General features: G+C 69.2%; 9 protein-coding genes. 2 read left to right on the plus strand and 7 right to left on the minus strand.

Translation table 11 applies throughout. The features are described 5' to 3' along the window. Positions 1-69: 69 nt before the first annotated feature. The 4 genes from trxA to sigM form a co-directional block, all read right to left on the minus strand. Positions 70-408 carry a thioredoxin gene (trxA, locus tag ACIQZN_RS27335; RefSeq protein ID WP_403999092.1) on the minus strand — a complete coding sequence of 113 codons (339 nt, stop codon included), beginning with the start codon at positions 406-408 and terminating at the stop codon, positions 70-72. A 50-nt stretch (positions 409-458) separates the two neighbouring features. Next, positions 459-1,424 (minus strand): thioredoxin-disulfide reductase, encoded by a 966-nt coding sequence (gene trxB, locus ACIQZN_RS27340; protein WP_403999095.1) that lies wholly within the window; start codon positions 1,422-1,424, stop codon positions 459-461. Positions 1,425-1,557: 133 nt separating this feature from the next. Beyond that, positions 1,558-2,541, minus strand: coding sequence for a hypothetical protein (locus tag ACIQZN_RS27345; protein ID WP_403999098.1), 984 nt, complete (start codon positions 2,539-2,541; stop codon positions 1,558-1,560). Beyond that, positions 2,538-3,275: an RNA polymerase sigma factor SigM gene (gene sigM, locus ACIQZN_RS27350; protein WP_403999101.1), complete on the minus strand. Its 738-nt coding sequence runs from the start codon at positions 3,273-3,275 to the stop codon at positions 2,538-2,540. The genes ACIQZN_RS27345 and sigM overlap by 4 nt, the downstream gene beginning before the upstream one ends. A 140-nt stretch (positions 3,276-3,415) precedes the next feature. Between sigM and ACIQZN_RS27355 the strand changes: the two genes are divergently transcribed. Beyond that, complete coding sequence (locus tag ACIQZN_RS27355) at positions 3,416-3,883, plus strand: DUF2690 domain-containing protein (RefSeq protein ID WP_403999104.1); 468 nt, start codon at positions 3,416-3,418, stop codon at positions 3,881-3,883. A gap of 82 nt (positions 3,884-3,965) precedes the next feature. Here ACIQZN_RS27355 and ACIQZN_RS27360 read toward each other — a convergent pair whose 3' ends face one another. The 3 genes from ACIQZN_RS27360 to ACIQZN_RS27370 all read right to left on the minus strand — a co-directional run bounded on the left by ACIQZN_RS27360 (position 3,966) and on the right by ACIQZN_RS27370 (position 10,300). Beyond that, positions 3,966-5,663 carry a protein kinase family protein gene (locus ACIQZN_RS27360; protein ID WP_403999107.1) on the minus strand — a complete coding sequence of 566 codons (1,698 nt, stop codon included), beginning with the start codon at positions 5,661-5,663 and terminating at the stop codon, positions 3,966-3,968. Positions 5,664-5,796: 133 nt separating this feature from the next. Then, positions 5,797-7,953 (minus strand): murein biosynthesis integral membrane protein MurJ, encoded by a 2,157-nt coding sequence (murJ, locus tag ACIQZN_RS27365; RefSeq protein ID WP_403999110.1) that lies wholly within the window; start codon positions 7,951-7,953, stop codon positions 5,797-5,799. 49 nt (positions 7,954-8,002) lie between these two features. After that, entirely contained in the window at positions 8,003-10,300 is a 2,298-nt protein-coding gene (locus tag ACIQZN_RS27370; RefSeq protein ID WP_403999113.1) for a DUF6049 family protein, read from the minus strand. A gap of 181 nt (positions 10,301-10,481) precedes the next feature. On the opposite strand from ACIQZN_RS27370, the gene ACIQZN_RS27375 reads away from it, so the two are divergent. Then, positions 10,482-11,924 (plus strand): CCA tRNA nucleotidyltransferase, encoded by a 1,443-nt coding sequence (locus ACIQZN_RS27375; RefSeq protein WP_403999116.1) that lies wholly within the window; start codon positions 10,482-10,484, stop codon positions 11,922-11,924. Positions 11,925-12,026 lie beyond the last annotated feature (102 nt).

The raw sequence follows: 12,026 nt of genomic DNA on the forward strand, positions 1-12,026 counted from the left end.
ATGCAAAACGGGCCCGCCCTGGGAAGGACGGGCCCGTTTCACGTGAAACAAGCGGACGCAGAATCTGCCTTACTGGTCCTTGGTAACGATGAAGCCTTCGAGGTCTCGGAGGATCGCGGCCTTCGGCTTGGCGCCGACGATGGTCTTGGCGACCTCGCCGCCCTGGTAGACGTTCAGCGTCGGGATGGACATGACGCCGTACTTGGCGGCGGTGGCCGGGTTCTCGTCGATGTTGAGCTTCACGACCTGGATCTCGCCGTGCTCGGCCGCGATGGCCTCCAGCGACGGGGCGATCTGGCGGCACGGGCCGCACCAGGCGGCCCAGAAGTCCACCAGCACGGGCTTGTCGCTCTTGAGGACGACCTCTTCGAAGGAGTCGTCGGTCACGTTCTTCAGGGCGCCGGCCACGGCGGCCTCCTAACTTCGCGGGGTGTGTGGGGATGTGAGTGAGGCGTGGGTCAGACGGCGGCCGCGGGGGCGGCCTTCTCGTCGTCAGCGAGCGCGGCGAGGAAGCGCTCCGCGTCGAGGGCGGCGGAGCAGCCGGTGCCAGCCGCGGTGATCGCCTGGCGGTACGTGTGGTCGACAACGTCGCCGGCGCCGAAGACGCCGGACAGGTTGGTGCGCGTCGAAGGCGCGGCGACCTTCAGGTAGCCCTCGTCGTCGAGGTCGAGCTGGCCCTTGAAGAGCTCGGTGCGCGGGTCATGGCCGACAGCGATGAACAGGCCGGTCACGGGCAGCTCGGACGTCTCACCGGTCTTGGTGTTGCGCAGCGTCACGCCGGAGAGCTTCTGCTCGCCGTTGACTCCGGCGACCTCGCTGTCCCAGGCGAACTTGATCTTCGGGTCGGCGAAGGCGCGGTCCTGCATGGTCTTGGAGGCGCGCAGGGTGTCGCGGCGGTGGATGATGGTGACCGACTTGGCGAAGCGCGAGAGGAAGGTGGCCTCCTCCATCGCGGTGTCGCCGCCGCCGACCACGGCGATGTCCTGGTCCTTGAAGAAGAAGCCGTCGCAGGTCGCGCACCAGGAGACGCCGCGTCCGGAGAGGGCGTCCTCGTTGGGGAGCCCGAGCTTGCGGTGCTGGGAGCCTGTGGTGACGATGACCGCCTTGGCGCGGTGGACGGTGCCCGCCGTGTCGGTGACGGTCTTGATGTCGCCGGTGAGGTCGACGGAGACCACGTCGTCCGGGACCAGCTCGGCGCCGAAGCGCTCGGCCTGGGCGCGCATGTTGTCCATGAGCTCGGGGCCCATGATGCCGTCCTGGAAGCCCGGGAAGTTCTCCACGTCGGTGGTGTTCATGAGCGCGCCACCGGCGGTGACGGCCCCCTCGAAGACCAGCGGCTTCAGCGAGGCGCGCGCGGTGTACAGGGCGGCTGTGTAGCCGGCCGGGCCGGAGCCGATGATGATCACATTACGCACGTCGCTCACGGGTTTCTTCCTCGTCTCTGCAGACTGCCTACTGTCCACGCCTACTGGGGCAGGTTCAACGACTCTCACCCCACCCAACGGATCCTACGGGGGATGCATTCCCGACGTGCCGGGGTGGCTGGCGGCACGATTCTCAGGGGCGCGCGTAGGCGTGCGTCAGCAGCAGCTTCCCCTTGGCGGAGGGCTCTGCTCCCACGCAGGCCGCGTCGACGACATACGCCTGAACGCTGTCCGGATCTGTGGGATGGGCCAGGACAACGAGGAACGCGTCGGTGCCCTCGTAGCGTCCCCTCTCGATGGCGAGGGCCGGGCTGTTACGGCCGATGCCCGCTTCCACGCACGCAGGGACGGTGACAGCGGGGGCCCGGAGGGGGGAGTCGGGGGACATGGAGTCCGAGGGGTTCGCTTGGAGCGAGGGCCGGGACTGCGGCGAGGACTGCGAGCCGACAGAGGGAGCCTCGCCCTCTTCCTTGGGCGACTGCGGGCTCTTCGTGCCGGCGCTAGGGTCCAGCAGCGTGTGCACGCGGTCCTTGAGGGTGGCTGCGGAGAACTCCTGCGAGCGGCTCTTCGGGGCCGTGGCCCTCGTGTCCTGGCTGACTCCGGCGGCGGAGGTATCGCCTCGTTCTCCTCCTGGGACGTTCTGCAGCAGGAAGACACTCATGCCGACCAGGGCAGCGGCTCCCAGCGCGGAGGCGAGCAGGGTGGTACGGCGCCGCCTCCGGCCAGGGTGTCGTCCGGGGCCCGTGTTCGCACGCGCATGTCCGGCCGGACGATCCGAGGCGTGTGATCGGGAGGGAGGGGGCCCGGCTATATGTGCGGCCTCTGTTTCACGTGAAACATCGGTCGCCGCATCCCGCTCCGCGCACTGAGTCCGCGCTTCGGCGGCGAGAGCGGCATCGATGCGGTCGGCGATGTCTGCGGGCATGGGCTCGGGGGCCGGCAGGTCGCCGAGCAGCCCGCGAATCTCCTCCAAGGAGGCGAGGACATCGCTGCAGAGCTCACAGGCGTCCACATGGCTGCGGATCTCGGCTGCGCGGACTTCGGGGAGCAGGTCCTCGGCCAGGTCGGAGATCTCCGAGACTTCCGGGTGCTGGGTCGTGCCGGGTGTTGACGTCATCGGTGTCCACCTCCGCCCTTCATCACAGTGGGGTCGCTCGTGTCCGCGTCTCGTGGACCGGCTGCCGGTGGGACGGATGCTCTGGGCGTCCGGTTCCCTTCCGTACCGGGAGCTTCGTCGGTGTGACCGTCGCCGCGAAGATGCCTCAGCAAGGGTGCCAGGCGGGCGCGGCCCCGTGCGCAGCGGCTTTTCACGGTGCCCACGGGCACGTCGAGGATGCGAGCGGTCTCCGCCACCGGATAGCCCTGCATGTCCACGAGGACGAGCGCTGCGCGCTGTTCGGCGGGGAGGGTGGCCAGCGCCGCGAGAAGTTCCCGGTGGAGATCGTGGCGTTCCGCCGGAGCCTCCGCGGACTCGTGCGGCTCCAGCAGCTGGTCGAGCCGTTCCGGGTCGTCGACCGGCGAGGTCTTTCGGGACGCGGCCTTGCGGACGCGGTCGAGGCAGGCGTTCACCGTGATGCGGTGCAGCCAGGTGGTGACGGCGGACTGGCCCCGGAAGGTGTGAGCGGCGCGGAAGGCGGAGATCAGGGCGTCCTGTACGGCGTCGGCCGCTTCCTCGCGATCGCCCAGCGTCCGCAGGGCCACGGCCCACAGCCGGTCGCGGTGGCGTCGAGCCAGCTCGCCGAAGGCGTCGGGGTCGCCCTCCACATGCTGAGCCAGGAGATCCGCGTCGCTCGGTGGATCGGCGGCATCGACGCCGTAGCGCTCGCGGTCTCCCCCCTCAGCTGTCGCCATCCGTGCATTCAAACCGATCCACGCCGGGAAGTAAATGGCGAGGGCGGTTGGATTGTATGAAGGATAAAAAGGCGCGATTCGCTCGCCCTTCGGAGGTGCCCTGTCCGCCCTATATTGAGGGAAATCAGAAAGGGGACCACGTGATTCAGAAGCATGTGAAGCGATACCTGGGAAAGGTTCTCCCGGCCGTTCTCACCGCACCCGTGCTCGTGGCGTTGCTCCCGGGGAGCGCACAGGCGGCCACCTATTCGATGGACGGGAAGAATCCCGTTTCCGCCGGGTGCTCCGGCGACGCCACCACCGTGAAGCGCGCGCTGATCGGCACCTCCAGCTGGACGCTCGGCGCCATTGAGCTGCGGTACAGCGTCAAGTGCCACACCGCGTGGGCACGGATCAGCCTCTCCGAGGACGTGTGGGGCAAGGCCCAGATCATGCGGAACTCGGACGGTAAATCTTATAACTGCACGAAGCTTTCCTACAGCTCGTCGCTCGGCACATATACCTGCTATACGGCCATGGTTTACGACAAGGACCCGCTCTCCGCATACGCGGAAGGCTGGTCCCAGTACGACAACGTGAGCCTCCACTCGAAGACGCCTTCGTACTGACCGCTGAATCGGCTCGCGGGCAAGGAAATGGGGCTGGGCCGGATCCTCGGATCCGGCCCAGCCCCATTCGCGTTCGAAGCTGTCAGCTTGTGACCTTGATGTCTGAGATCTTCCCCCGGAAGTTCCCCTCACCGCTTGGTGGGAGCTTGGTCAGCCAGACGAGCAGGTACCGGGCTTGTACGGGCTTGGCGGGCTTGAGTGACACCTGAGTCCCCGACCCCTGGGCGACTGTGTCGAAGCCGGTGGGCGCGGCCGGGATCGTTGAACCGCTGGTTGCCCGCAGCTCCACCGCGGTGGTGCCGCCGAGGAAGGACACGTCCACCTTGCCGACCTGCTGTGTGGTGCCAAGGTCGAGGACGACGCCGACGCCCGTCTTCAGGTTGCCGAAGCCGGCGGTCGCGTACCAGTCCGTGTACCAGTACGAGCTCGGATCGCTGTCGTAGACGTTGCCTATGCTCTGAGGCTTTTCGCTGCCGTCCGGGCCGAGCGGGTCGTAGTCCTTGGCGTGGACGATCGGGACGGGCTTGCTCTTCTCGACCGGCGGGGGGTCGTTGTTCTCCGGGTTGGACTGGGTGGTGCCGGGGTCACCGCCCGAGTCGTTGTCCCGGTCGATGAGCGTCTCGGCGAGCTGCCAGCTGCCCAGGCCCAGGGCGGCGATCAGCAGCGCGGACACGGCCCACTTCAGGGCCTTGCCGGTGCGGCTCTGCAAGGGCGCGGGGGGCACCGGCACGACGGGCTGGGGGGCGGCGACTCCGGCTGCCGGCCTTCCGTACGTGCCCTGTTGGTAGGTGGTCCGCTGGTACTCGGGCGGGGCGGTGAAGACGGGCTCGGGCGGAGGGATGCGGGGCATGGCCGCCACGGCCTTGGCGAGCTCGTCGGGTGTGGTGCACGGCTGTTCCTGGCGGGACGCCGTCGCGCCGTCGTTGGCGAGAGCCCGCATGGCGATCTCGGAGAGGCCCCGGTGGACCCCGGCCCGCACCTGGTCGGGCGGGAGCAGCCCCATCCCCTTGGGCAGACCGGTGAGCCCGTACGCATCGCTCTCGTACGGCCAGCGCTGGGTCAGCGCGGCGTACAGCAGGGCCCCGATCGCCTCCGTGTCGGCGCGCTGGGGGCCGTCGGACGTGATGCCCCGCAGGGCCGCGTTCACCGCGAGGCCGCGGATGCGGTACTGGCCGGACGAACTGCGCAGCACGGCCCCCGGCGTGAGCCTCAGGTGGGCCAGGCCCTCCCGGTGCGCGGCCGCCATGGCCTGGGAGACCTGGCTGACGAGCTGGTACGCGTCGTGGGCGTCCATCGGGCCCGCGCTCAGCAGGGCCGTGAGCTCGGTGGCGTCGGGAAGCCATTCGTGGACGACGTAGACGAGCTCGTCCTCCTCGACGGCGTCGAGGACCTGCACGAAGCGCGGGTCGCCCAGCAGCGCGGAGGACCGGGCGGCGGCCAGAACCGAGCGCGCCCGTGGGTGTTCCGCGGGCAGGAGGTGGACACCCACCGCGCGACGCAGCTTCTCGTCGACGGCACGCCAGCTGCTGAACCCGTCCAGACGGGTGACGCATTCCTCCAGCCGGTACCGGCCGGCCAGCTTGTGACCGCTGTGCAGGTCCGGGGCGGCCGGGAAGGTCTTCGATGCGGTCTTCTCGTCGTTCTCCTCCTGGGAGCCCGTCTCCGCCGCGTCCTGCGCTTCTGCCGTACCGTCGGTCGTGGCCTCGTCCGCCTTGGCGGCCAGCGGCTTGTCCCCGCTGTTGTCGGCCACGTCGACGGCAGCCGTGCTACGTTCCGCCACCGTCGTTCCTGCCTCCCCATCCGTTGCGCGATGCCAGCCAGCTCTGCTCTGCACAGTCACGCCAATTGTGCCCACACTCCGGCGCTATGCACGACACGCGGAGACCGGCGATGGTTGTGCGGGCCGGCCGACCTCAGCGGCCGAGCCGCCCCCTGACCATGCCGACCATGCCGTTGATCTCCTCGATCCGCATTTTCCTCGCCGCGACGAAGAACACTCCCAGGAGCAGGACACCGCCGCAGACCAGGGCGGCGAGCGAGCCGAAGGCGCCTTCCCCGAGTACCTGCAGAAGACCGAAGCCCACGGCGCCGCCGACCACGGTGGCGGGCAGTGCGGCGAGGCACAGCCTGGCGTAGGTGCGGACCACGTGCGCGCCGTCCAGGTCGCCGCCCAGCCGGTTGCGCAGCCGGCGCCAGGCGATCCCGACGCCGACGGCGTAGGCCAGGCCGTACGAGGCGGCCATGCCGACCACGGCCCACTGGGCGGGCAGTACGACGTAGCAGAGGGCGGAGGCCGCCGCGTTGACCAGGGCGACGATGACGGTGTTGTAGAAGGGCGTGCGGGTGTCCTCGTACGCGTAGAACCCGCGCAGCACCACGTACTGCACGGAGTAGGGGATCAGGCCGAGGCCGAAGGCCATCAGGATGAAGCCCATGGAGCGCGCGGCCTCGGGGCCGCTGGACGAGTAGAGCAGGGTGCACATCGGCACACCCAGGGCGAGGAACGCGAAGGCGACCGGGACGATGGCCACGGCGGAGTTCCGGAGCCCCTGCGAGATGTCGTCGCGGACGGCGCCCGGGTCGTTGTCGTGGGCGGCCCGGGAGATCCGGGGCAGCAGGGCGGCCATGACCGAGACGGTGATGATCGCCTGCGGCATGCCCCAGATCAGCTGGGCGTTGGAGTAGGCGAGGAAACCCGCGCCGTCCTGCCCGGACGCCTTGCCGGCCGAGGTCGCGAGCTGTGTGACGACCAGCACACCGGCCTGGTTGGCGAAGACGAACAGCACCGTCCACTTCGCGAGCTTTATCGTCTTGCCCAGCCCGTGGCCCCTCCAGTCGAACCGCGGACGGAAGCGGAAGCCGGCCTCGCGCAGATACGGGATCATGGCCAGCGCCTGCACGACCAGACCGAGCAGGGTGCCGATGCCGAGGAGCCGCACGCCCTCCGGCGGGATCGTGTCCACGCCCATGTGGGACTCGTGGGACGTGCCGTAGACCCAGATGAACATCCCGAAGGTGAAGATCATGACGATGTTGTTCAGGACCGGGGTCCACATCATCGCGCCGAACTTCCCGCGGGCGTTGAGGATCTGCCCCATCACCACGTGCACACCCATGAAGAAGATGGTGGGCAGGCAGTAGCGGGCGAAGGTGGTGGCGACGTTGTTGGCCGCCGGGTCGTCCGCGATCGTCGAGGACATCAGCCGGATCAGCCAGGGGGCCGCGAAGACCACCACGGCGACGATGAGGCCGAGGGCGACCATCACCAGGGTCAGGAGGCGGTTGGCGTATGCCTCGCCGCCGTCCTCGTCGTCCTTCATCGAGCGGACGAGCTGGGGGACGAAGACCGAGTTGAGTCCGCCGCCCACGGTGAGGATGTAGATCATCGTGGGCAGCGTGTACGCGATGGTGAAGCTGTCGCCGAGCAGGGCCGCACCGAGCGCCGCGGTGATCACGAGGCTGCGGACGAAGCCGGTGAGGCGCGAGACGAGCGTGCCGGCCGCCATGACCGCGCTGGACTTCAGCAGGCTGGAGGCGCGGCCACCGGACTTGGCCGGTGCCGGAGCGGGCTCGGGCTGGGCCGGGGCGGGAGCGGCGCCCGGGTTCGCGGGGCCCTCCTGGTCGCGGAAGAGGTGGGCGAAGGCGTCGGGCTCGTCGCGGTTCGCGGAAGCCTGGGTGACGAGGTCGTCCACGCCCACGAACTGGGTCGTCGCGGCGTTGTCACCGTACGGGAGGTGGCGCGAGGGTCCGGCGGGCTCGGGCGGCGGCGTCTGGGCCCAGATGCGGGGGTCGGGGGCGTACTGGGGCGACGGCGGCTGCTGGTAGAGCGGCTGCGGCTGCTGGTAGGTGCCGGGAGGGGGCGGCGGATGCGCGGCGCGGTCGTACAGCGCCTCGTCCACCGGGTCCTGGGCGGACAGGTCCTGGGCCCGGTACGGGTCGTAGTCGTACGCGGACTGCAGATACGGGTCCGGCGCCGGCTGCTGCTGCGGGTCAGGGGGCACCGGAGGGCCGCCGGAATACCCGGCCCCGCCCGTACCCTGACCGCGGTCACCGTCGTACGGCGCGTTCATCGAAACCCCACCTCATCGTCCCCGGCCGACCGGCCACGACAGACATCGCTCAACGGTCCACTTTCTCACCCGTGCCCGACGGCTCCGCGCTTTCGGGACCGGTGTCCGGCGTCGGGTCACTCGGCTGCTCGGGTTCACTGCCGTCGTCGCCCGCCGCGCCGCCCGCATTGGCGCGCTTGCGATGTGCATACATCCTGATGCCGGCCAGCACCAGCAGCAGGAGCCCGCCGGCGATGACCAGAAGCACCGTCGGGGTGATCTCGGAGACCTTCACGGTGAAGGCCATCTCCTCGCCGTACGGAGTCCCGTCCTCCGTGTAGAGCTGCGCGGTCATCTGGACCTGGCCGTTGATGTTGGCCGCCGCGTCGAACTTCACGGACTGGCTGTGCCCGGCGCCGATCTGGATGGGCTGCTCCGCGATGCTGCCGCCGTCGTTCAGCTTGAGCCGGGTCGCGTTGTCCGACTTCAGCCGCAGCACCAGGTGATCGACGTCCTGCAGCAGCCGGTTCTGCACGGTCACGGGGATCGTGGCGCTGCGGCCGGACAGGGTGATGTCCGACTTCGGGACGAGCTGGACCTCGCCGACGAGCCCTTGCAGATAGGTGCGGACCGAGTCCCGGTACTGCTGGGCCTTGAGCGGCCTCCCCCGCCACGAGGTCGACATGGACCGGTTGACGGCGTTGCCGAAGGGGGTCACCACACGCTCGGGGTGGGTGAGGATGACCTGGAAGTTGTTGAGCGAGGACTGGATGGACTTGATGTCCTGGAACGCCTGCGTGGGCAGCTCCTGGCGGCGCAGCTGCTTCGGGTACCGGGACGCCGGAGGCACCTGGGTGGTCGCCTCGGAGTCCGGCTTGGTCGCCGCCGCCTGGGCCAGCCCCTCGGACTTCGTCCAGCGGTCGTCGTCCAGTGCGTGGAGGGCGCGTGCCATCGACTGCGCCTGGGCGACCGTCGGCGTGCGCTGGGGTGCCACGACGACGGAACGGTCCTTGTCCGTGTCCTGCTCGGCCAGGGCGAGGGTGAGGGCGAGGAACTTCTGCACGGCGAGCGTGGAGCTTCCGGCGTTGCCCATGTCGCCCTGGAAGGCCGTGGAGAGCCTCGCGTCGGCGACGACCGCCGTGGTGCCACCGCCGATCGGGCGGGCGGCGGCGGGCGTGTAGACCAGATTCCCGGTCTCTGCGAGGCTGTCGCTGCGGGCGATCACATGGTGGGCGCCGGCCGAGGTGGCGACGTCCACGATCGAGGGGTCCACCGCACCGTCGACCGGCCACGCGAAGTCGGTGGACGGCTTCAGGTGGAGGATCGTCTCCACCGTCATCCCGGCGACCTCGCTGGCGGTCTGCAGATGGCTGAGGGTGCCCGAGACGTTCTTGCCGCGGTGGGCGATCGAGGCCAGGTCGGGGTCGCCGAACGGCAGGGCCACGACCTTGCCCTCGGACACGGCCGCTTCCAGTGAGGTCAGCCACTTCTTGGCCACGTCCTGGTTCGTCCCGGCGACCGTGGTGTCGCCGGACTTGACCCGGTAGGGCTTGGTCATCGCGTCGACGCTGGCCAGCAGGTCCGGATCGATGACCCAGGTCACGGGCAGCCGGCTGCCGAGGGAGACCATCTGTTCGAGCCGGCCGCCCGGTGCGATCTCCGCGGCGAGGTCGTCATCGGCGAACACCGGGGTCTGCTGCTCGTCCGAGCCGGTCTCCGCCGTGAGGTGCGCGGACGCGATCAGCGGCCAGAGGTAGCTCATGCCGATCTTGGAGTCGCGGTCTCCGTCCTGCCAGGGCAGGAACGTCCGCTTGATGCCGAGCACCTGGTCGTACACGGTGTGCGAGGTGCGCCCCGACAGCGAGACGCCCAGCTGGTAGACCCCGTCGTCCCCGAGGTCCAGCTTGCTGACGGGGACGGACAGTGTGAAGTCCTGGCTGATTCCCGAGCGCAGCTTGTCGATCTCGACCGTGTACTTGCCCCCGACCGGATAGGGGTCGGTACCGGGCAGGTATCCCGTGCGCCGAGCAGCCGCGTCGATGGTGGTCCTGCTGTAGAGGCGGGGGCCGACGCGCAGGTCGACCTGCGCGTCGGTGATCGTGTCCTTGCCCTTGTTGGTCAGCGTTCCGGAGATCCGCAGCGTGTCCCCCTTCTCCGGGGCGCTGGGGGTGATCTCGTCCAGGGACACCGACACCGTGCTGGAACCCGTCGGCGCCTTGGCCGGAGCGTCGGCCCGGGCCTGCGGGGCGGAGGCGCCCGCCAGCAGAGCGGCGACGAGCGGCGCCCCGGCAAGCACGGCGGCTGTGCGCCGCAGCCACCGGCGGGCAGGAGAGGGATTCATCCCCTGGATGTCTGCCGCCTCGGCCACGCGTACCCGTCCCTCGTCATCGTCAACTGCTGTCGATCGTCGTCCGTTGCTGCGTCCCCGCATGGTAACGAGGTGCGCCGGGGCTAAGTGCCGGGGAGTGTGCTGCATGATCGGGAGAGTCTCGCAGGGCCCGGGAAATGGGTGACGTCCGGACCGGTCCGTGCACGTACCCTTTTCTGTTGTGCCGAATGCCAACGAAGACAACCCCAGCGCCCTGACCCAGGTGCAGCACCGCGCAGTCAGCGAACTGCTGCGGGTCGCCCCGGTCGCCGACGATCTCGCCCGCCGATTCCAGGATGCCGGATTCAGTCTCGCACTGGTCGGCGGCTCGGTCCGTGACGCACTTCTCGGCAGGCTCGGGAACGACCTGGACTTCACGACCGACGCCCGCCCCGAGGACGTGCTGAAGATCGTCAGGCCGTGGGCGGACTCCGTGTGGGAGGTCGGGATCGCCTTCGGCACGGTGGGGGCGCAGAAGAACGGCTACCAGATCGAGGTCACGACGTATCGGTCGGAGGCGTACGACAGGAGCTCGCGCAAGCCGGAGGTGTCCTACGGCGACTCCATCGAGGACGACCTCGTACGGCGCGACTTCACGGTCAACGCCATGGCCGTCGCGTTGCCGGAGAAGGTCTTCATCGACCCGCATGACGGCCGCAAGGACCTGGCCGAGCGGGTCCTGCGTACGCCCGGGACCCCTGAGGCGTCGTTCTCCGACGATCCGCTGCGCATGCTGCGGGCGGCACGGTTCGCCGCACAGCTCGACTTCGAGGTGGCCCCCGAGGTCGTCACCGCCATGACGGAGATGGCGGGCCGGATCGAGATCGTCTCCGCCGAGCGCGTGCGCGAGGAGCTGAACAAGCTCCTGCTCTCCGCGCATCCCCGCAAGGGCCTGTCCCTCCTCGTGGAGACGGGGCTGTCCCAGCAGGTCCTGCCGGAGTTGCCGGCGCTCCGGCTGGAGAGCGACGAGCACCACCGGCACAAGGACGTCTACGAGCACTCCCTGACCGTCCTGGATCAGGCGATCGCCCTGGAGGAGGAGGGGCCGGACCTCGTTCTGCGGCTTGCCGCTCTCCTCCATGACATCGGCAAGCCGAGGACGCGGCGCTTCGAGAAGGACGGGCGGGTCTCCTTCCACCACCACGAGGTGGTGGGAGCCAAGATGACCAAGAAGCGCATGACGGCGCTCAAGTACTCCAACGAGATGGTCAAGGACGTCTCGAAGCTGGTGGAGCTGCACCTGCGCTTCCACGGCTACGGCGACGGCGAGTGGACCGACTCCGCGGTGCGCCGCTACGTACGGGATGCCGGCCCGCTCCTGGAGCGGCTGCACAAGCTGACCCGGTCGGACTGCACCACGCGCAACAAGCGCAAGGCCGCTGCTCTCTCGCGCACCTACGACGGCCTTGAGGAGCGCATCGCCCAGCTGAAGAGCCAGGAGGAGCTGGACGCGATCCGGCCGGACCTGGACGGCAACGAGATCATGCAGATCCTGGACGTGGGGCCGGGCCCGGTCATCGGTAAGGCGTACGCGTTCCTGCTGGAACTGCGTCTGGAGAACGGCCCGCTGGAGCACGACACAGCGGTCGCGGAGCTGAAGAAGTGGTGGGAGGCGCAGAGCTGACGCTCTCGCCGCCGTTCAACGCGTCGGGCGCTCATGTTTCACGTGAAACATGAGCGCCCGACGCATACGCCGAGGGCGTTGTTTCACGTGAAACAACGCCCT

This window comes from Streptomyces sp. NPDC097595 (assembly GCF_044761525.1).
GTDB lineage: Bacteria > Actinomycetota > Actinomycetes > Streptomycetales > Streptomycetaceae > Streptomyces > Streptomyces drozdowiczii_A.

What these genes read in the sequence shown, in the direction of transcription:
- murJ (WP_403999110.1), bottom strand. Translation starts at nt 7,953, where the DNA reads ATGAACGCGCCGTACGACGGTGACCGCGGTCAGGGTACGGGCGGGGCC.
- ACIQZN_RS27345 (WP_403999098.1), bottom strand. Translation starts at nt 2,541, where the DNA reads ATGACGTCAACACCCGGCACGACCCAGCACCCGGAAGTCTCGGAGATC.
- sigM (WP_403999101.1), bottom strand. Translation starts at nt 3,275, where the DNA reads ATGGCGACAGCTGAGGGGGGAGACCGCGAGCGCTACGGCGTCGATGCC.